Source organism: Paenibacillus taiwanensis DSM 18679, assembly GCF_000425125.1.
Classification (GTDB): Bacteria; Bacillota; Bacilli; order Paenibacillales; family Paenibacillaceae; genus Paenibacillus_B; species Paenibacillus_B taiwanensis.
This window is the reverse complement of sequence record NZ_KE384306.1, coordinates 518,180-537,763: the sequence shown is the minus strand read 5'-3', so window position 1 is coordinate 537,763 and position 19,584 is coordinate 518,180. Positions and strand designations below refer to the sequence as shown.

21 protein-coding genes are annotated in these 19,584 nt (G+C 45.2%); all 21 read right to left on the bottom strand.

Features of this window, described 5'->3' with window-relative positions:
* Window positions 1-12 precede the first annotated feature (12 nt).
* The 21 genes from proS to H509_RS0111235 all read right to left on the bottom strand — a co-directional run bounded on the left by proS (window position 13) and on the right by H509_RS0111235 (window position 19,584).
* Window positions 13-1,461: a proline--tRNA ligase gene (gene proS / locus H509_RS0111335; RefSeq protein WP_028545192.1), complete on the bottom strand. Its 1,449-nt coding sequence runs from the start codon at window positions 1,459-1,461 to the stop codon at window positions 13-15.
* 76 nt (window positions 1,462-1,537) lie between these two features.
* The gene (rseP, locus tag H509_RS0111330; RefSeq protein ID WP_028545191.1) at window positions 1,538-2,812 is read right to left on the bottom strand and encodes an RIP metalloprotease RseP; all 1,275 of its coding nucleotides are present in this window, start codon (window positions 2,810-2,812) and stop codon (window positions 1,538-1,540) included.
* A 132-nt stretch (window positions 2,813-2,944) separates the two neighbouring features.
* Window positions 2,945-4,090, bottom strand: a complete 1,146-nt coding sequence (locus H509_RS0111325; protein WP_028545190.1) for a 1-deoxy-D-xylulose-5-phosphate reductoisomerase — start codon at window positions 4,088-4,090, stop codon at window positions 2,945-2,947.
* Window positions 4,091-4,121: 31 nt separating this feature from the next.
* Window positions 4,122-4,919 carry a phosphatidate cytidylyltransferase gene (locus H509_RS0111320; RefSeq protein ID WP_028545189.1) on the bottom strand — a complete coding sequence of 266 codons (798 nt, stop codon included), beginning with the start codon at window positions 4,917-4,919 and terminating at the stop codon, window positions 4,122-4,124.
* An 18-nt stretch (window positions 4,920-4,937) separates the two neighbouring features.
* Complete coding sequence (locus tag H509_RS0111315) at window positions 4,938-5,708, bottom strand: undecaprenyl pyrophosphate synthase (RefSeq protein WP_028545188.1); 771 nt, start codon at window positions 5,706-5,708, stop codon at window positions 4,938-4,940.
* Between the two features lie 175 nt (window positions 5,709-5,883).
* On the bottom strand, window positions 5,884-6,438 hold the full coding sequence (gene frr / locus H509_RS0111310; protein WP_028545187.1) for a ribosome recycling factor: 555 nt from the start codon (window positions 6,436-6,438) through the stop codon (window positions 5,884-5,886).
* A complete protein-coding gene (pyrH, locus tag H509_RS0111305; RefSeq protein ID WP_028545186.1) occupies window positions 6,438-7,166 on the bottom strand; it encodes a UMP kinase in 729 nt (242 codons plus the stop codon). Before pyrH ends, frr begins: the two co-directional genes overlap by 1 nt.
* 120 nt (window positions 7,167-7,286) lie before the next feature.
* Entirely contained in the window at window positions 7,287-7,937 is a 651-nt protein-coding gene (gene tsf / locus H509_RS0111300; RefSeq protein ID WP_028545185.1) for a translation elongation factor Ts, read from the bottom strand.
* A 138-nt stretch (window positions 7,938-8,075) separates the two neighbouring features.
* On the bottom strand, window positions 8,076-8,774 hold the full coding sequence (gene rpsB, locus H509_RS0111295; protein ID WP_028545184.1) for a 30S ribosomal protein S2: 699 nt from the start codon (window positions 8,772-8,774) through the stop codon (window positions 8,076-8,078).
* 176 nt (window positions 8,775-8,950) lie between these two features.
* Window positions 8,951-9,595, bottom strand: coding sequence for an endolytic transglycosylase MltG (locus H509_RS24970; protein WP_036696940.1), 645 nt, complete (start codon window positions 9,593-9,595; stop codon window positions 8,951-8,953).
* Window positions 9,588-10,190, bottom strand: coding sequence for a hypothetical protein (locus tag H509_RS0111285; RefSeq protein WP_028545183.1), 603 nt, complete (start codon window positions 10,188-10,190; stop codon window positions 9,588-9,590). The genes H509_RS24970 and H509_RS0111285 overlap by 8 nt, the downstream gene beginning before the upstream one ends.
* A 146-nt stretch (window positions 10,191-10,336) precedes the next feature.
* Window positions 10,337-10,657: a hypothetical protein gene (locus tag H509_RS0111280; protein ID WP_028545182.1), complete on the bottom strand. Its 321-nt coding sequence runs from the start codon at window positions 10,655-10,657 to the stop codon at window positions 10,337-10,339.
* A 41-nt stretch (window positions 10,658-10,698) separates the two neighbouring features.
* The gene (locus H509_RS0111275; RefSeq protein WP_028545181.1) at window positions 10,699-12,099 is read right to left on the bottom strand and encodes a flagellar assembly protein A; all 1,401 of its coding nucleotides are present in this window, start codon (window positions 12,097-12,099) and stop codon (window positions 10,699-10,701) included.
* 48 nt (window positions 12,100-12,147) lie between these two features.
* Window positions 12,148-12,933, bottom strand: coding sequence for a FliA/WhiG family RNA polymerase sigma factor (locus H509_RS0111270; protein WP_028545180.1), 786 nt, complete (start codon window positions 12,931-12,933; stop codon window positions 12,148-12,150).
* A gap of 15 nt (window positions 12,934-12,948) precedes the next feature.
* Entirely contained in the window at window positions 12,949-13,392 is a 444-nt protein-coding gene (locus H509_RS0111265) for a hypothetical protein (RefSeq protein WP_245596027.1), read from the bottom strand.
* A complete protein-coding gene (locus H509_RS0111260) occupies window positions 13,392-13,886 on the bottom strand; it encodes a chemotaxis protein CheD (RefSeq protein WP_028545178.1) in 495 nt (164 codons plus the stop codon). The genes H509_RS0111265 and H509_RS0111260 overlap by 1 nt, the downstream gene beginning before the upstream one ends.
* Window positions 13,883-14,503 (bottom strand): chemotaxis protein CheC, encoded by a 621-nt coding sequence (locus H509_RS0111255; RefSeq protein ID WP_028545177.1) that lies wholly within the window; start codon window positions 14,501-14,503, stop codon window positions 13,883-13,885. Before H509_RS0111255 ends, H509_RS0111260 begins: the two co-directional genes overlap by 4 nt.
* A gap of 4 nt (window positions 14,504-14,507) precedes the next feature.
* Entirely contained in the window at window positions 14,508-14,969 is a 462-nt protein-coding gene (locus tag H509_RS0111250) for a chemotaxis protein CheW (protein WP_028545176.1), read from the bottom strand.
* A gap of 19 nt (window positions 14,970-14,988) precedes the next feature.
* The gene (locus H509_RS0111245; RefSeq protein ID WP_028545175.1) at window positions 14,989-17,088 is read right to left on the bottom strand and encodes a chemotaxis protein CheA; all 2,100 of its coding nucleotides are present in this window, start codon (window positions 17,086-17,088) and stop codon (window positions 14,989-14,991) included.
* A 43-nt stretch (window positions 17,089-17,131) separates the two neighbouring features.
* Window positions 17,132-18,583: a protein-glutamate methylesterase/protein-glutamine glutaminase gene (locus H509_RS0111240; RefSeq protein WP_028545174.1), complete on the bottom strand. Its 1,452-nt coding sequence runs from the start codon at window positions 18,581-18,583 to the stop codon at window positions 17,132-17,134.
* 107 nt (window positions 18,584-18,690) lie between these two features.
* Window positions 18,691-19,584, bottom strand: a complete 894-nt coding sequence (locus tag H509_RS0111235; protein ID WP_028545173.1) for a MinD/ParA family protein — start codon at window positions 19,582-19,584, stop codon at window positions 18,691-18,693.

Genomic DNA, 19,584 nt, shown 5'->3' with positions numbered 1-19,584 from the left:
CATCTATCTTGCTTAATAAGCGCGGGCAAATACTACCGTATGTTTTGATTCCTCTCCACAAACAAGACATTTTGTCTTCTTCTCTTGAGGCTCAAAAGGAATATTACGGCTAGTCGCGCCTGTCTCGTCTTTAACATGCTTCTCACAAGCAGTAGAACCGCACCAGCCAGCGATCGTAAAGCCGCGTTTTTCGTCCATAAGCAGCTTCATCTCGTCAATCGTTTCCACGGAATAGTAATGCTCATCACGGAACTCAAGTGCACGGTTAAACATTTCATCGTGAACGTCCGCCAGCATTTTCTTCACTTCAGCAGCCAAATTCGCCTGCTCTACGACCCGTTTCTCACCAGATACTCGAGATACGAGTACACATACGCCATTTTCCATATCACGTGGTCCTATTTCCAAACGGACAGGAACGCCACGCATTTCGTATTCGTTAAATTTCCAGCCTGGGCTCATATCTGCTCTGTCATCCATGCCAACACGAATGCCAGCGGATTTTAATTCTGCGAACAATTCATTTGCACGGCTAACGACTTGTTCACGCATCTTCGCAGGACCGATAGGAATCATGATCACTTGCGTTGGCGCCACCTTTGGAGGAAGTACCAAGCCACGATCATCTCCATGCACCATAATAAGTGAACCAATAAGACGTGTACTTACACCCCATGAAGTTGTATGCACGTATTCCTGCGTATTTTCACGGCCCAAAAACTGAATGTCAAAGGCAACCGCAAAGTTAGTTCCCAAATAGTGCGAAGTGCCCGCTTGGACTGCACGGCCGTCTTTCATCATCGCCTCGATGGAGTATGTGTCTACAGCTCCTGCAAACTTCTCAGAAGGAGTTTTCTGACCTACGATTACCGGAATTGCCAAGTAGTTCTCCACAAAATCACGGTAAATGTCGAGCATTTGCATCGTTTCTTGACGAGCCTCATCTTCTGTCTCATGAGCAGTGTGCCCTTCTTGCCACAAAAATTCACTCGTGCGCAGGAACGGAAGCGTTCGCTTCTCCCAACGAACGACGTTAGCCCATTGGTTAATGAGTACTGGCAGGTCTCGGTATGATTGAATCCATTTGGAGTACATGTGTCCAATCATCGTCTCCGAGGTTGGACGTATCGCCAATCGTTCTTCAAGCTTCTCCCCACCAGCTTCCGTTACCCAAGGAAGTTCTGGATTAAATCCTTCGACATGCTCCTTTTCCTTCTGGAAAAAGCTCTCTGGAATAAACATCGGGAAGTAAGCATTTCGATGCCCGGTTTCCTTAAAGCGACGGTCCAATTCTTCACGAATATGTTCCCAAATCTCAAAGCCGTCAGGACGGAATACGATACACCCGCGTACAGGTGAATAATCCATCAAATCAGCTTTCTTTATCACATCAATGTACCAGCGCGAGAAGTCCTCTTGCTGTGGTGTAATTTCAGTAACGAACTGCTTCTCCTTCGACATAACGGATATGATCCTCCCGTAATTAGGCACACCTCAGATCGCATGAAGCTAAATCCTACATGTGCCTTAAACATTATTAACCTTTAACTAATCGTAATATATCGTTGTAGGTAACCGCAAGCATAAGCAGCATCAGCATCGCAAAACCAATAAAATGCACCATACTTTCGCGGTTTGGATCTATTGGCTTGCCACGCACACTCTCGATACCTAAAAATACGAGCCTGCTTCCGTCCAATGCAGGTATCGGCAGCAGATTAAAGATACCCAAATATAGACTGAGAATTGCAGTCCACAACGTGAGCTGATCAATCCCTTGCTTAGCAAATTGCCCTGTTACTTCAAATGTACGCACTGGACCACCCAAGTCATCCAGCTTGAACTGACCAAAAATAAGTTGTCTGAAACCTTCGAAAATATTTTTGGTCATCGTTACCATAGCGTTGCCGGCATAATGAATCGTCTCACCAAAGGACGCCGTTCGTGTTGGCAAAATCGGCGCAATACCTACTTTGCCACCTTTCTGCCCCGCCATGCTAACCGGTGTCAGCGTAACGTTTAATGGATTACCATCACGTAAAATGCTCCAATTCATCGGTTTTCCCTCTGAATTTTCGATCATCTTAATTAATCGCTCTCGATCACCGCCAATGGCAATACCATTTACATTATTGATGACGTCACCTTTGACCAATCCAGCTTTCGCTGCTGGCATCTTGTCTGTAACTTCGCCAATCTTGACATAACTCGGGTTCTCTACTGGCATACCTGCCAGTTGTATGTACACCCCGAACAAAATAAACGCCAAAATAAAATTCATCAGCGGGCCCGCAAAAATCGCCATCGCACGCTTGCCAACGGACTTACTCCCAAATTGACGATTGTAAGGGGCAATCTGAATATCTTGCCCTTTAACGACCATCATCGCTTGTGGATGAATCGAGTATGTGGTCAGTTCCCCTTCCACATCAAGTGTAACACTTAACTCATGCTCGATATCAATGGACTCTACTTCCCCACGAATAACCTGCTTACGCAGATCAAGCTGATCGAGATACAACTTTGTCACTTGATTGTCTTTTAGCCGAACGGCTATCGTCTGGCCGGGCTGTATATCAACCACTTCCGGGTCTTCGCCTGCCATACGCACGAACCCGCCGACTGGCAGCAACCTTAAGGTATACCGTGTCTCTCCATGCGTATGAGAGAACACCTTCGGCCCAAACCCGATTGCAAATTCACGTACGAGAATACCTGCACGTTTCGCAAAGATGAAATGTCCCCATTCATGTATCGTGACGATTACGAAAAACACGAGTATAGATAAAAATACGACTTGAACCATTTGCACAGCGTTGCATCCTCCTTTACGTTTTCGGGTCGCCGTATGTCTTATAGATTAACATTATTCTCTGATCTCGCACAAGAGAATCCCCTTTTGTCCACTTATGGATGCAATGCGCCAATTTACCCCGTATTTTATTTATATGATAGCTTGATCTGCTTCCTGACGTGTCCTGCGATCTGTCTCCTCAATCACTTCCAACGTCGGTTCTGCAACCACGTGATGACGTTCCAATGCCAGCTCGACAATACGCTCAATATCCAAAAATGAAATTTCTCTACGCAGAAATCGTGCAACGGCTACTTCGTTGGCCGCATTAAATACGGTCGTAGCTGTACCACCTAATTTGCCACTTTCATAAGCATAACGAACCATCGGATATCTTTCCATGTCCAATTCACGGAAATGAAGAGTGCCTACCTGCGCCAGGTTCAGCCTTGGAGACGGATTGTCTAACCGCTCTGGATAAGTGAGCGCATACTGAATTGGCACCCGCATATCCGGTGTACCCAATTGAGCAATTACAGCGCCATCTACATACTCGACGTAAGAATGAATAATACTCTCCGGATGCAGCATTACATGAATGTCATCATAAGGCAGTCCAAATAGCCAATGCGCCTCAATTACTTCTAATCCTTTGTTCGCCATCGTTGCAGAGTCAATCGTAATCTTGGCTCCCATAGACCAGTTGGGATGCTGCAAAGCTTGCTCCACCGATACACCTTCAAGCTCCGCCCGTGAAACGTCACGGAAACTACCACCAGAAGCTGTCAGAGTAATACTTTGCACTGCTCGCCTTGGCTCCCCATTTAGACATTGAAAAATAGCGGAATGTTCACTGTCTATAGGCATAAGCTTGACGTTATTTCGTGCAGCCGCCGCAGTCACCAAGTGTCCTGCTGTGACAAGTGTCTCTTTATTTGCAAGGCCGATCCATTTCCCCATGTTTATTGCAGCTAAAGTTGACTTCAGCCCAACACTGCCCATTACAGCAGTTACAACTGTATCCGTAGTAGGATGAGCTGCAACTTCTATTAAACCTTCTTCTCCATAAACAAGCCTTGTCCCTTGAGGCAGTTCGGATCGTATTAGGTCAGCAGTAGCTTTATCCTGAACGGACACCAGTTTGGGACGAAATTGCTTAATTTGCTCTAAAAATAAGGCAGCATTTCTACCTGCTGCCATTGCTTCAATCTGAAAATGTTCGGGATGATTTGCAACAACATCTAAGGTCTGAGTACCTATAGATCCTGTCGAACCAAGTATGGATATCCGCTTCATCCTAACACCTCTTTATCTATAAGATTGTTGGCTATAGCGTAATTAAGCCAATCAGATGTATAAATGGGAATACAATAAGCCAGCTGTCACAACGATCAAGCACACCACCATGACCTGGCAGTAAAGTACCTGAATCCTTGACACCTCGAATACGTTTGTAGGCCGATTGAATCAAATCACCCATCTGTCCAACGATTGATGCAGCAATGCCAATTCCTAACGCTTGTGGCACGCCAAGCACATCAGGGCGTACGAAGAGTGCAAGCACACATACAACCATTGCGGATATAATACCGCCTATTGCTCCCTCAATTGTCTTATTGGGACTAATTGCAGGCCACAGTTTATGTCTGCCAATAGCACGTCCAGTAAAATACGCCCCGATATCAGAGGCCCAAATAGCCGCAAACATAAGGATCGTCCAGAACAAACCCTCATCTAACATAGTACGAGTAAGTATCATATATTTAAAGCCGATACCGATGTAAAATGCGCCAAGCCACAACTGGGACGCGGTCTGAATCGGCACCCTATTCTTGGTCACAACCGTTACACACAAAAAGGCAAACATAACGAGCCACATCGTTGATTCCATAGACCACTGGAAGCTAACTCCCCACTTGGCCCAAGGGACAGCCAGTATTAATACAAGCGCATAACCGACAATTGATGCCAGATCAAATGCCTTTTCATGATGCATACGAGCGAATTCGAAATAACCGATGAGTGCTAAAGCAATCAACAGCAATTCATAAGGGATGCTACCGATATACACGAACCCTGCAAATATCGCTCCTCCAATAACCCCCGTGATGATGCGCTGTTTCATAGCGATTAATCCTCCAACCTATTGTAATCCACCGTATCGACGGGAACGGCGTTGATACTCAGCCACAGCTTCCTTCAAATGCCGCTCATTAAATTCTGGCCAATACACATCTGTGAACCAAAGCTCACTGTATGCGATCTGCCATAACATAAAGTTGCTTAAACGCAATTCACCGCTCGTTCGAATCAACAAATCGGGATTGGGTAGTTCGCTGGACATCAAATGCTCTTGTACTACAGCCTCTTCGATATCCTCGATCTTTAGCTTACCGGCTTGAACATGTTGTGCAATCGAGCGTACACTTTCTACTATTTCCCGCTGCCCGCCATAGTTTAATGCGAAGTTTAAAATAAGTCCTGTATTATGCTTAGTCTTATCAATTGCTTCTTCAAGCGCTTGAATCGTATGACTTGGCAAGTCATCACGTAATCCCATCATCCGTACTTGAACATTATTAGCGATTAATTCATCTAATTCAATTGCCAGAAACTGCTGGGGCAGCTTCATCAAGAAATCGACTTCTTCCTTCGGGCGTTTCCAATTCTCTGTTGAAAAAGCATACATGGTAAGCACTTTGACGCCTAAGTCGTTGGCCGCGATCGTCACACGCTTAACCGCCTTCATCCCACTATGATGACCAGCAATTCGGGGCAGACCGCGTTTTTTAGCCCAACGCCCGTTGCCATCCATAATGATGGCGACATGCTTCGGGATATTGTCAGACGAAAGCTCCAGTGGCGCATGGTCTGTTCCCTTTTGCTTAAACCACGCTTGGATTCGCTTAATCATTCGGTCTCCTCCAACCACGGTAATGAGTTAACTTAACTTTAAAGCCATCTATTATCCGATGGCTGTAATCATAAGTTAGTTAACGGATAAGAAGATGTTCTCATGAAGTCTTCTAACAAAAAGACAACAAACCCCACCGTTCGGAGGGGCATAAATTGTGAAAGTTGTCTTTTCCTTATACTTCCATAATTTCTTTTTCTTTTGTAACCAACACTTTGTCGACTTCTGCAATAAACTTGTCTGTAGATTTCTGAATATCTTCTTGATGGCGACGAGATTCATCTTCTGAAATATCTGTCTTCTCCATCTTCTTGATATCATCATTCGCATCACGACGAATATTACGAATTGCAACTTTAGCTTCTTCTCCGTATTTCTTCGTTTGCTTCACCAGCTCTGCACGACGCTCTTCTGTCAACGCAGGAATCGTGATCCGGATCATCGAACCGTCATTTGCAGGTGTCAAGCCGAGATCCGATTTCATAATCGCTTTCTCTATGGCACCAATTGATGTTTTGTCCCACGGTTGAATCATCAATGTGCGCGGATCAGGTGTATTAATATTGGCTAACTGGTTTACAGGAGTCATTGCACCGTAGTATTCCACTTGCACGCGGTCAAGCAATGCTGGGGTAGCACGACCTGCGCGAAGTGTCGCTAATTCACGTCTAAGAGCTGCAATGGCTTTCTCCATACGATCTTCGGCATGCTTCTTCACGGTTTGTGGCATTAGTCTACACTCCCTTTTACAATTGTTCCGATCTTCTCACCGAGTACGACTCGTTTAATGTTACCTTGTTCGCTAATGGAGAATACAAGCAAATTAATGTTGTTATCCATGCAAAGTGAAGTTGCTGTCGAGTCCATAACACCAAGGTTGCGGTTTAACACTTCCAAGTACGTTAATTGATCGAACTTCTCAGCGGTGTCATCCTTAAACGGATCAGCGGAATATACACCATCCACTTTGTTTTTCGCCATCAAAATAACATCTGCTTCAATCTCAGCAGCACGCAGCGCTGCAGTCGTATCCGTCGAGAAGAACGGGTTACCTGTGCCCGCTGCAAAAATAACGACACGGCCCTTTTCTAAATGGCGAATGGCGCGACGTCTAATATATGGCTCAGCGATTTGCTGCATAGCAATCGAAGTTTGGACACGTGTCGGTACGCCGATTTGTTCCAGCGCATCTTGCAAGGCTAGCGAGTTCATCACCGTAGCAAGCATTCCCATGTAGTCAGCCGTTCCACGGTCAATTCCTTTTTCGCTGCCTGCAATGCCGCGCCAAATGTTGCCGCCGCCGCATACAATGGCGACTTCCACGCCAAGTTCAACGACTTCCTTCACTTGTTCCGCAATTGAATTGATCATATCAGATTCAATGCCGTATCCAGCTTGACCTGCTAACGACTCTCCGCTAACTTTTAATACGATGCGTTTATAAACCGGTTGTTCCAATGTATACCCTCCACTTTTTCCGAACGACTGCTAAAAAAGAAGGAACACAATGTGTTCCAACTTTTCCAGAGCGTTTGTTGATCGCCTATTGGCTTACCTGTAAAATGCAATCCAACTGGATTACATTTTCGCTTGTGCCATAACCTCTTCAACAAAGTTATCTTGTTTTTTCTCCAAGCCTTCACCAAGTTCATAACGAACGAAGCGACGGATTGAAATATTTTCACCAATTGCTGCGATCTTCTCATTCAGCAAGTTGTCTATTGTTTTGTCTGGGTCTTTAATGAAGGATTGCTCCATCAAGCAGAACTCTTCATAGTATTTACCGATGCGGCCTTCAACCATTTTTTCAACGATTTTCTCAGGCTTGCCTTCGTTAAGTGCTTGAGCTTTCAAAATTTCTTTTTCTTTCTCAAGATCTTCAGTAGGCACTTCGTCACGACGAACATACTTCGGTGCAGATGCCGCGATATGCATTGCGATGTCGCGAGCAAATTCTTGGAATTGGTCTGTTTTAGCTACGAAGTCTGTTTCGCAGTTGATCTCAACCAATACGCCGATACGTCCACCAGCATGGATGTAAGATTGAACCACACCTTCTGTTGCAATGCGGCCTGCTTTACTTGCTGCTGCTGCCAAGCCTTTTTCACGAAGAATCTCACCAGCTTTAGTGATATCGCCGTTAGCTTCTTCCAAAGCTTTTTTGCAATCCAACATACCTGCGCCTGTTTTCTCGCGAAGCTCTTTTACTGCACTAGCATTAACTGCCATGTCGTTTACCTCCAACCGTTTATTATGCCGCCATCTCCTTGATGGAAACTAAGCTGGCATTACTTTACGACTCAAAAAAAGGGTGGAGATAGGTGTATCACCTGCCTGCCACCCTTTTGTTCATCTCATTCGTATGAATTAAGCTGTTGTTTCTTCGCCTTGGTTACCTTCCATAATGGCTTCAGCCATTTTGGATGTCAACAACTTAACCGCGCGGATTGCATCGTCGTTACCAGGGATAACGTAGTCGATTTCGTCCGGATCACAGTTCGTGTCAACGATACCTACAATTGGGATACCCAATTTGCGAGCTTCTGCAACAGCAATACGCTCTTTACGAGGATCGATTACGAACAATGCACTTGGCAAGTCTCTCATGTTCTTGATACCACCCAAGAATTTCTCAAGACGATCTTTCTCCTTGCGGAGCAAGATAACTTCTTTCTTAGGCAATACTTCGAATGTTCCATCTTCTTCCATAGCTTCAAGACGTTTCAGACGGTCTACACGCTTTTGGATTGTTTGGAAGTTTGTTAATGTACCACCCAACCAACGTTGGTTGATGAAGTACATACCACAACGCTCAGCTTCTTCCTTAACGGAATCTTGAGCTTGTTTCTTAGTACCAACAAACAGCATAGTGCCGCCGTCAGCTGCAAGGGATTTTACGAAATTGTAAGCTTCCTCGACTTTTTTCACTGTCTTTTGCAAGTCAATGATGTAAATACCGTTACGTTCTGTGAAGATATATCTGTCCATCTTTGGGTTCCAGCGACGAGTCTGGTGACCAAAATGTACACCAGCTTCAAGAAGCTGTTTCATGGAGATAACTGCCATCTTCACTACACCTCCTACATATGGTTATTTTTCCGCCGCCGATATCATCTTTTGACAAGACTTGCCCCACGGTTACCCACGACAGCAAGCACCCTTGACAAAATTAATCAGCGTGTGTTCTTAACACCGTCAATTAATATACCATAATGAACTACTAGATGCAACCATTTTCAGAACTAGGCGTTCGGATGTGAAGTTAATATTGCTAGCGCCTGCTCATACGAGGTTGACACCTCAAATTTAAACGTTCCTGCACGGAGTTTGGTTTGCTTCTTTTGTTTCTTAATATATGCTTCGAATGACGCTGCATCGTCCACGATTTTAGCATCAGCAAGCTGCTTCGATACAGAGCTTGCGTTTGAATTTGGAATGATACGAATACTTTTTGATTGTTTTTCCTTAGGTTTGGAACTCGCCTTCTGTGAACTGTCTTTCTTCACATTAGCAGGGTGTGAAGCCCCTTCTTCTTTAACTGCTTGTTTAGCTGCTTGCTTAGTTGGTGTACTTGCCGGCTGATGCTTATTCGCACTGCTGTCAGCGGCCGCATTCACACTTGCCTTATCTACTTGAGTAGCTGGATCGAGAGCAGATGTGTGAACAGTGTCCTTGTTAGGATTTGCTTCCGTCGAAGATGAGCGCTCTGGCAGCACAGCGCTTCGTTTTTGCACCAGCTCAAATCCTTGACGCTCCGCCTCACGGATTAATTGCTGTTCTGTGAGTTGTGGCACAGATTTCTGCCCAATTAACATGATTTGGAGTAATAATACGCCTATAATAATACCTGTCCCTAATCCGATCAGAAAATAACGATTTCTAAACACGTTGATCCTCCTGCAGACTGAGTTGTAATATAAGCTGCACTTCACCTAATGGCATGTTTAAACGTGCGGCGATCTGTTCCGGCTTTAGCCCCTTCGTATGTAACGCAAACAAATCGGCGTAGCGATCTCGTATAGTTGGCGGAGAAGCTTCTACGACTTCTTCGATTTCTATGTTTTCTACAGCTTCAATTCCACTTTTTGAGTCTACTGCTGTCGTTCCTTCGAATGTGTGCTGCTCTGTCTCTTTCTTATTTGGCTCATTCTGAGCGATTTGTGGTCTATTCACTAACGAAGCCAAAGTCTCGATCTGAGATACTTGCTGACGCTGCTGCTCACCCGCATGCTGCACAGATGCCTCTAGCATGTCCATTCTGCGCCGCATCGCTTCATCACGAAGATCCGCTTCCTTCTTTAGCCGCTCAACTGCTAACAACAGCTTCTCATTTTCTTCACTAATTTCTTGTACATAATGCTCTAACGTTTCTTCAATGTTCTGCTTCAAGCTGGCTTGATTGTCCTGTGACGTTGGGCGGACCAGACCAACTACAGCAATTACGCCGCCAAGCAGCGCTAAATAAATCCACGGTTCGTTCATGTTGCGCCCCCTTTACCTCTGCTCTGACTCCGCTAATTTGCGGATACTCGTCGTAATATTTATCGATGTACGTTTCCCTATATCTCCTCCAACCATGCTAACCACACAAACGCCGTGTTCCAGTTTCCCGGAACAACGGCGTCTCTTTAGACTGAAAAGTCTATGTGTTTGCCTTTATAGGGATGTTCTGCCGGCACTGCGGCATTCTTCTTCTCCGGGTCATCTGGTTGTTTATCTGGCGTGGAAGAATCGTGGTGGGAAGCGTGCTCTTCATCGTCGCGGATTCGCCCTTCTGAAGACGCATCTACTTTCTCGTTACGTTGTCTTAGCGACTCTGTAAGTTTAGCTGCTTGTTCATTCAGCATCGATTGTTCTAACGTGGGGCGTTGTTGCATCTGCTGATGAATGGATGATACTTCTTGTGTACGAGGAATTGCAACTTGCAGTTCAACGGACTTCATATTCATCTCATCACCTCATTTATGAAAAAGTCTAGCTGAATGATGTCTTACAATGAACTCATATTCACTTCACCATCTATAAGCCGGAATGTAGCACGTTTACATACATCCTTGACGAAACGAGTATAACGCCCAATTACGATCTTCGTTCCTCCATAGATCGTTTGATTTACATCAACACGTGCAACAACGGTGTCCTCCAGCATTTTCTCGATATCAAAAATGCGCTCTCGCATGTCCGCCTGTTCAGCCAACACACTTTTTTTCGTTTTATTTAGCTTATGTCTCATTTCCATCTTATCCGCTGTCAATTGTCCAGTAGACGCAAATTGATCCAAAATACGGAGAGCCTTTTCGGTCTTCTCCAAATTGTCCATACTATTTTTGTATTGTACACGCAATTCTTGAAGCTCGTTTCTTGTCTCCGGCACAACACCAACCTCAATAACTGTGACAGTTGACATACCGTTACCCACTGTACGCGCTTCCACACGTTCTCCAGCTTGGATAGTGCCTCCCACAATTAGTCCCTTAGTCCCGTTACAAATCACTTGTCGGCCGGCGCGAACCTGAGAGTGCATAATACTTTGTGACACAATTACGTCTGTACCTGCTGTAATTCTAGCTTCCTGCACAAATGAACATTTTACTTGTTGCCTAGCATGTATGTATCCTTTATTACCGGCAATAATACCACCAATCACTTCGATAGAACCTAGTGCTTCAAGTTGCGCGCCTTCAACTCCACCGTAAATGCGTATGTCTCCGGAGGCTTTAATTTTGAAGCCTGTTAACACATTACCTCTAATTACTACTGTCCCTACAAAATCAATATTTCCGGTTCGATAATCAACATCGCCGTTAACCTCATAGACAGGGAATACATTAAGTCTATCCCCTTCTGTACGAACGACTAGACCGTCTATAGCGGCGTATAATGCCACTTCTGCATCGTCCGAAACGACATTTTTCCCAACTTTAAATCGTGCTTCCTTACCGTCTTTACCGGCAACGAGCTCACCAAGCACGTTCATACCAGGAACCCCATTGCTAGCAGGGAATCGTTCAGCGATACGTTGGCCTCGCTTCACATTGTTTAGTTGGTTAATTTCTTTAAGATCAACAGAACCATCCTCTTGCTCTTGTGGCCGAACCGCTTCATCTGCAGCCAGCAATACTTTGATGTAACCATCTTTGCCGTTTGTTGATCTTTTGCCACTGGCTATCATAGTAGGACCCTTCGTAAACAATTGCGGTTGATGGGCGATTTCCCGCAAAACCTCATGGTTGACACCAAATTTTATTTGGTTGCTGAGCAAGAACCCTTCTATTTCGTCCTTGCTACATTGAAACGTATCATCGAATTTCAAAAAATGCATGTAAGCTTCCATTTTGTCATCGGACAATGTTATATCCAAATAATCCTCCAACAAGATCGTTGTACTCATGGCCGCTCCCCCTTTCATCTAGTCTATCTACTTATTAAGTAACAGCGTTTACGCTTCCAGAAGCATCGATTTATTCTTCTCTAGTACGGAGCGCAAACGCATGATTGCTTTCGAATGTAATTGCGAGATACGTGAAGGGGATAAAGTCATCACTTCAGCAATCTCACTTAACGATAAATCTTCGTAGTAAAACAACGATACGACTGTTCGTTCTTTCTCCGTTAGCTTGTGTATTCCTTCAATCAAAGTTTGCTTCAAGTAATGCTCATTTACTTTATATTCTGGATTTTTGGCTTTTTCATCAACCATAACTGAAATGCGCATTTCCGATTCTTCTTCGCGAATCGGATCTTCCAATGAACATAACGACATTATCGCTACATCTTGAAGCATACCATGAAACTCTTGTTCACTGACATCCAAATATGCACTCATTTCTGCGTCAGTGACAGAACGCAAATAATGCTGCTCCAAGTGTTGGTATGCTTCTTCTATCTTCTTTGCCTTTTCTCTTGCTGAACGAGGCACCCAATCACCTGAACGCAGGCCATCAAGTATTGACCCGCGAACTCGCCATGATGCATACGTTTCAAATTGTAGCCCCCGCCGGTAATCAAACTTTTCAATCGCATCAATTAGCCCCATCACGCCATTGCTGGATAAATCATCCTTGGAAACACTGCGCGGCAATCCCGCAGCCATTCGGTTAGACACAAAGTCGACAATCGGTAAATAGAGTTCTATTAGCTGTTTCTTTGCTTCTAAGTTGTCATGTTCTTTCCATTGTACCCACAGCTCATAATTAGAACATTTGGTAGTCTTCTGCACGCTCATGAACTCTTAACCTCCTTACTTGTCTTTCATGTAACGAACGGCTTCTGCCAATTGTTCGTCCTTCAAAGGCGTTTTGCTAACTAATTTAGGTGGTGCCAACGGCTCAAAGCCCGTTTGACGATCTTTTTCCTCTGTCTTGCTTGCTTCATCCGATACAGGTGTTTCTTTTAACAAATTGTGCAGCGATTCAGTCTCGTCTGGCGTAGTTATATCCACGTTAGATCCCCGTTCGGATTCGATCCCTTCGAATCGAGCTTGCTCCCCGTTAGCATGGCGATTAGGTTGAGTTAGTTCCCCTGCTACCCAACGTATCACAAAAGCTAGTCCAAACCAGATTACAAATGCAATTGCACCTCTCACAACACTTGTCATCAGCAGATTAGAACTTAAAGAAGCCAAAAACGTAATAAAAAAGCCTAACACGCCAAGCCCAAAATTCCAACGTATTGATCCTCTCATCAGATATCCCTTATCCCCATTTGCACACTGCGAATATTTAAAAGACCGTCTTCACACCGCAGCTCGATCGTACGGCCGTAATTTCCCCCTGTATCCTCTGCCAAAAGAGGGATATTGTGAATTTGGAGCATCTGCTTGCAAGATTCTACATTACGAGGCCCGATTCGCATCATATCGTTTCCTGATGAAAATGCAAACATCTGGGCACCTCCTGCCATCTTGGCAATTAGCCTGGACAGCCGTGCTCCCTCCAGCTCCATACGCCGAATGAGCTCCGGAATCGCAGTATCGGCGTACTTCGCAATATTCAGCGTACCTTCTCTTGCGATGTCGGAGGAAGGAAGCATGACGTGGGCCATCCCTCCGATCTTGCTCATCGGATCAAACAAGGTTAGTCCGACACAAGAGCCAAGCCCAGTCGTACGGATTGATCCAACTTTTGTAATATTAAGGTCGGCCATGCCGACTTTTACAACTGTAGACTCTTCAATCATTCAGATGGCACTCCCAATGCTGCAAATATTTTAGAGAATGAGTCCGGGTCTGGAATGAGAAAGAACGTCCCTTGTATTTCTTCGCACCCTTCCAAGAACTTCGTGTCTATCAAAAGGGCACTATCACCCATTTCACCATATTGAATGAGCCCATAATTCAGAACAGCTCCCGCCATATCTATCGCAAGCTGTGGAACAGTTGGTGACATTGCTAGATGGGTAAAGTCAGCTAAAGAAGATAAGTACGACCCGGCCAATATATTTCCAATTTCGGACAAAGCTGATATTTCCATATCAGAGAATGAGTATTCTTCTTCCGTGCTCATTTTTAGCAAATAGGATAACAGTTTCTTAGCAGGCTCGATCTCAAAAATGAAGAACAAGTGCCCTGGTGCCTCACCCTCAACTCGAAAATAAATGGCGATAACAACCTGCTCTGCACCTCCAACTTCATCCGCTACACATTCAAACGGAAGCAGTCGTACTTTAGGTACTGCCATATCGATTGGACGGTTCAAGAGTCTGGAAAGTGCTGTTGCGGCGTTGCCAGCACCAATATTCCCGATCTCCTTCAGTACGTCAAGTTTAAATTCGCCTAAAATCTCATGAAGTTGCATGACGTTAAACCTCTAACTGTTCCAATTGAATAATCTCGCTACGATTGAGCACCTCAGCCAAATTTAACATGATGAGCAAACGACTATCTCCAATTTTGGCTACGCCGCGCAAGTATTTCGCTTTAATTCCGCCTACCATTTCAGGTGCTTCCTCAATGCTCTCTTCGTTCATGTCGATAACATCGCTAGCCGAATCAACGATAAATCCAACTTCCATCTCATGCGCATTTACAATAATGATACGTGTTTGGTCTGTCGTCTCTGTTTCCGGAAGTCCAAAGCGACCATTCAAATCCATCACGGGAACAACAATACCACGTAAATTAATAACACCTTTAATGAAGGAATACGTTTTGGGAACACGTGTAATCGGCATCATTCGTTCAATCGTCTGTACTTTATCTACTTCAATTCCGTATTCTTCATCTGCTAGCTTAAAGACAACAACTTTTAAATCCTCCGCCATGATAGTTCCTCCCCAATGATTACTTTAATAGTGCATTCGGATCAACAATCAGTGCGACCTGACCGTCTCCCAGAATGGTCGCTCCAGATACGCCAGGAACTGATTTTAAATAGTTACCTAACGGTTTTAGCACAATCTCATTTTGACCGATGAAGTCGTCTACAGCTAACGCTGCAATACGATCTCCTTTACGGATAATAATGATCTCAACCTCTTCCTCGTCAAAATCAGAGTAGCTAGGACATTCAAATAGAGCACTAAGTGATAGCAAAGGAATAACACTATCCCGATAATCTATCATTCGGATACCGCCATGAACACGACGAATGTTCTCTCGCTGTACCAAGCCCGTCTCTACGATCGAAGTTAAAGGAATCGCATATTTCTCATCTCCAAGACGGAACAGCATAGCAGAAAGGATCGACAATGTTAATGGAAGCTGCACAACAAATGTAGTCCCCTGTCCCAGTTTGGAATTAACGACTACATGTCCACCAAGTGCAGAAATCTTTGATTTAACAACGTCAAGACCTACACCACGTCCAGAAATATCCGAAACCACTTCAGCTGTACTAAAACCAGAAGCGAATAATAGCTGATAAACTTGCTCATCTGTCATCGTTGCAGCTTTTTCTGGTGTGACTACGTTATTTTTGATCGCTTTATTTAGGACGATATCACGGTTAATTCCTTTGCCGTCATCCTCAATTTCAATAAAGACATGATTTCCGCTTTGATAAGCTCGCAGTTGCACAGTACCTGTCTCAGGCTTGCCTGTAGCTCTGCGTTCTGCAATAGATTCTACACCGTGGTCAAGTGAATTCCGCAGCAAGTGCACCAACGGATCTCCGATTTCATCAATAACCGTTCGATCAAGCTCTGTATCAGCTCCTGAAATAACAAAGTCGACTTTTTTGTCCAATGTTTTAGCCAGGTCGCGAACCATCCTTGGGAATCGGTTAAACACAACATCGATTGGCACCATCCGCAATTTGAGCACGATACTTTGCAAATCACCGCTTACACGTACTAAATGCTCAACGGTTTCTGTCAGTTCTGATTTTTTGACTTCGGATGCAATCTCTTCCAGACGAACCCGGTCAATTAGCATTTCGCTTATCAGATTCATCAGGACATCCAATCGCTCAATATCAACACGAATCGTTCGGTTTTGAGACGGCTTGGCTTGAGCTGCAGCCCCTGCGTTTTTGGCGGCTTGTCCATCTGTAGCTTTTGCAGCCTGCTTCGCAGTTGCATCAGTTCCTTCGGCAGTTGCAGTTCCAGCCGTTGCAGCTGTAGCGGCAACCTCAGACTTGCCAGCTTGTACTTCTTCAATCCGAGCATTCCAATCCTTAAGCACTTCTAACGTTAGCACTTGCAGTTCCACTTGCTCTACTTCGGAGACGTTAGCAACCGCTTTACGAACTTGCTCTTCACTTTCTGTAGTTACATAGAAAATAGAGAAACCCTTGTCAAACTTCTCTTGCTCGATATCGTGTGCTGGTGGAGATGTTTTGACGACTTCACCCATTTCGCCGAGCGCTTGAAATACCATATAAGCTCGCGCAGCTTTGAGCACACAATCTTCGCGCAGTGTAATATTTATGTATGCAGCAGTCATTCCCGCTTCAACAGACTGCTCTATGATGCTGCGCTGGAATTCATCCAAACGTTCGTCAGTATTTTGCTCTGTCACAACCTCTGCCTCGATAGCTGCAACTTGCTCTTGCTTCTTGTGATCACCGCTAACAATAGATTGAAGTGACTTCACGATAGCGGAAACATCCGCCTTGCCATCTCCACCGTTTGCGATATCAGAAACCATACCTTCCAACGCATCCAAGCTCTTAAACAAAGTATCAAATATAAAACCGTCCATCGCTAACTGATTGTTGCGGACCAGATCAAGCACATTCTCCATCTCATGTGTAAGAGATGCAAGATCTTCGAAGCCCATCGTTGCAGACATCCCTTTTAACGTATGTGCAGAGCGGAAAATAACTTGAACGATACTTACGTCTTCCGGCTGATTCTCCAGCTCCATCATGTGCTCATTCAAAGCTTGTAGATGGTCGTTTGCTTCATCGAGAAACATGGACAAATACTGATTCAAATCCATGCTCGAACACCCCCTTAAACAGTATCCTCGTCGGCTGTAGCCGCTAGTTGATTGCTCTGACTATTTCTTGAGCCATATCTTGAATCGGTACGATACGTGAGACGCAGCCTAATTCAATAGCGGCTCTTGGCATTCCGAATACGACGCATGAATCTTCACTTTCGGCAAAGGTTGAACGAACCCCTTCCTCGTACAACTTGCTCATCGACCGTGCACCATCACTCCCCATTCCCGTCAGCAGTACGATATGTCGCTGCAACTGCTTAAAAGGAAGTAAGGACTCGAACATCATGTCTACCGATGGCCGATGGCCGCTGCGCGGCTCTTGGCGGTTCAGTGACACTGCATAACTGCCGTCTGCTTGCATAACGACAGTCATGTGCTGACCCCCAGGAGCAAGGTAGGCCACTCCCGCCTGAAGCACATCGCCGTGCTGTGCTTCTCTTACTTCAAGTTCACTATAAGAATGAAGCCGTTGAGACAAAGACTTCGTAAAATTCGGTGGCATATGCTGCACGATAAGTACAGGTGCCTTAAGTGTGCCTGGTAGCTGAGACAGCAGTTCCTTTAAAGCTCTTGGTCCTCCGGTTGACGTTCCTACAGCTACGATATGTTTGAATTGAGAGCTTTTCGCAGTCGAACTGCTAGAGACTTTCTTTCCTCCCGTATCCGTTGCCACAGTTTGCTTAACTTCCTTGCCAGTGGCAGGCTGCTCCGTCTTCCGTGCTGGCCGTTTCTCAAAAGAGTCCACTCCACCTAATTCACGTGGTGCTAACTTCTTTTCCTCACCAAGCTTTGTGCGCTCAACAGGTTCTTGCTGCTGCGTGGCTGCTTGGTTTGGCAAAGACTTACTTGCCATAGGTAAGACGGACTTAGGCAGCGTCTGCTGCTTTACGCTCGTCGAGCTGTCATTTGGCACATACTTGGGTACTCTGTTAACTGTATCTTTGGAAACGCGAGTTTCATGATGACTTGTCGACTGCTTCGTTTCCAGCGTCTTAGATTTGCTAACCTGATGACGTGCTTCGTTTTCACGGGCATACGACTTCGATAACTCTTCGCGCATTCTCTTTAGTAGTTGGCGCCGTTCGTGAGAAAGAATTGCAGCATGCAACTTCTCATGCAGCATCTCCCCAACTTTGTGGATATCCTGACTTCCGCTCGTAGGACTCGGCTTGCATACAAAGTCAAATGCACCCAGTTCAAGCGCAGATAACGTCTCTTGACGCCCTTCTTCCGTTAGACTGGACAGCATGATGACAGGTGTTGGGCATTCAGCCATAATTCCTTGCAACGCCTGCAATCCATTGCGTATTGGCATTTCCACATCCATCGTCACCGCATCTGGAGCAAGAAGCTTAACTTGCTCCAGTGCCTCTACCCCATTTCGAGCAGTTCCAACAATGTTAAAGCCGGTATCCAGCGCAATCAAATCTGAAATAATCGTGCGCATGAAAGGCGAGTCGTCCACGACAAGAATCTTCTTTGTTGTCATTATCTACCACACACTCCTTAGTGATGGAATACGTATGGATGAATCGTGGGATGGCTGCTTAGCTATATCTCCATCTTACATGTTACGAGCCATTTCGACTACAACAATCATGTCCAACGTTTTAACCACTTGCTAATAAAGTTCTTCATTCCGCCATCGTTCTTTGGCTGTGCTCCATTGCTCATATAAGCTCTGGCGAGCTGTCTCACCTGTTCCGTTACCCGAATATTCGGATACAGCAGGGAGAACGGCGTTTGTTTCTTAACGGCCTGCATCACATGCGGATCGTCAAACATGTAACCAAGTACCGGAATTTCGAGCTGTAAAAACCTTCTGGCGACGGACGTCACACGCTCAGCCGTTTGCTGCCCCTCTGCCCAATCCGATATTCGATTGACGACTAGACGAAAATTAGTGTCAGGGAACATCCCATACACAACTTTAATTAAGGCGTACGCATCTGCAATGGCTGTCGGTTCAGGCGTTGTAATAACGAACGTTTCATCGGCTGCCATCACAAATCGGATCGTTTCCTTGCTTAGTCCTGCACCTGTATCAAAAAGGATAACATCATAACGTTCAGCCCAATTCTCAAGCTCAGACAGAAAAGATTCCAGCGACTCTTCCGGCATGTTCAACAAATCTTGGAAACCGGAACCGCCTGGGACGTAGTGAATTCCTTTCGGTCCGATCTGAACGATATCTTCGAGACGCTTCATGCCGCTAAGCACATGATACAAATTGACAGAAGCAGGAGAACCAATTAACACGTCAATATTAGCCATGCCAATATCCGCATCAAATATTAAGGTCCTGTACCCCGCCTCCTGCAGCATCATGGCAAAGTTTAACGTAAAGTTAGACTTGCCTACTCCGCCTTTACCACTAGTTACGGTAATTACCCTCGTGCGATGCTGGCGTGTTGCTGGATCGCCACCGGATGAGGCGGATGAATTTGACCGTGCAACTAATCTGCGCAGTGCTTGCGCTTGGTCCATCAT

Coding starts and splice junctions, on each gene's coding strand:
- proS (WP_028545192.1), bottom strand. CDS start 1,461: ATGTCGAAGGAGAAGCAGTTCGTTACTGAAATTACACCACAGCAAGAG.
- H509_RS0111325 (WP_028545190.1), bottom strand. CDS start 4,090: ATGAAGCGGATATCCATACTTGGTTCGACAGGATCTATAGGTACTCAG.
- H509_RS0111320 (WP_028545189.1), bottom strand. CDS start 4,919: ATGAAACAGCGCATCATCACGGGGGTTATTGGAGGAGCGATATTTGCA.
- H509_RS0111315 (WP_028545188.1), bottom strand. CDS start 5,708: ATGATTAAGCGAATCCAAGCGTGGTTTAAGCAAAAGGGAACAGACCAT.
- frr (WP_028545187.1), bottom strand. CDS start 6,438: ATGCCACAAACCGTGAAGAAGCATGCCGAAGATCGTATGGAGAAAGCC.
- tsf (WP_028545185.1), bottom strand. CDS start 7,937: ATGGCAGTTAATGCTAGTGCAGTAAAAGAGCTTCGCGAGAAAACAGGC.
- rpsB (WP_028545184.1), bottom strand. CDS start 8,774: ATGGCAGTTATCTCCATGAAACAGCTTCTTGAAGCTGGTGTACATTTT.
- H509_RS0111285 (WP_028545183.1), bottom strand. CDS start 10,190: ATGAACGAACCGTGGATTTATTTAGCGCTGCTTGGCGGCGTAATTGCT.
- H509_RS0111280 (WP_028545182.1), bottom strand. CDS start 10,657: ATGAATATGAAGTCCGTTGAACTGCAAGTTGCAATTCCTCGTACACAA.
- H509_RS0111275 (WP_028545181.1), bottom strand. CDS start 12,099: ATGAGTACAACGATCTTGTTGGAGGATTATTTGGATATAACATTGTCC.
- H509_RS0111270 (WP_028545180.1), bottom strand. CDS start 12,933: ATGAGCGTGCAGAAGACTACCAAATGTTCTAATTATGAGCTGTGGGTA.
- H509_RS0111265 (WP_245596027.1), bottom strand. CDS start 13,392: ATGAGAGGATCAATACGTTGGAATTTTGGGCTTGGCGTGTTAGGCTTT.
- H509_RS0111260 (WP_028545178.1), bottom strand. CDS start 13,886: ATGATTGAAGAGTCTACAGTTGTAAAAGTCGGCATGGCCGACCTTAAT.
- H509_RS0111255 (WP_028545177.1), bottom strand. CDS start 14,503: ATGCAACTTCATGAGATTTTAGGCGAATTTAAACTTGACGTACTGAAG.
- H509_RS0111250 (WP_028545176.1), bottom strand. CDS start 14,969: ATGGCGGAGGATTTAAAAGTTGTTGTCTTTAAGCTAGCAGATGAAGAA.
- H509_RS0111245 (WP_028545175.1), bottom strand. CDS start 17,088: ATGGATTTGAATCAGTATTTGTCCATGTTTCTCGATGAAGCAAACGAC.
- H509_RS0111240 (WP_028545174.1), bottom strand. CDS start 18,583: ATGACAACAAAGAAGATTCTTGTCGTGGACGACTCGCCTTTCATGCGC.
- H509_RS0111235 (WP_028545173.1), bottom strand. CDS start 19,584: ATGATGGACCAAGCGCAAGCACTGCGCAGATTAGTTGCACGGTCAAAT.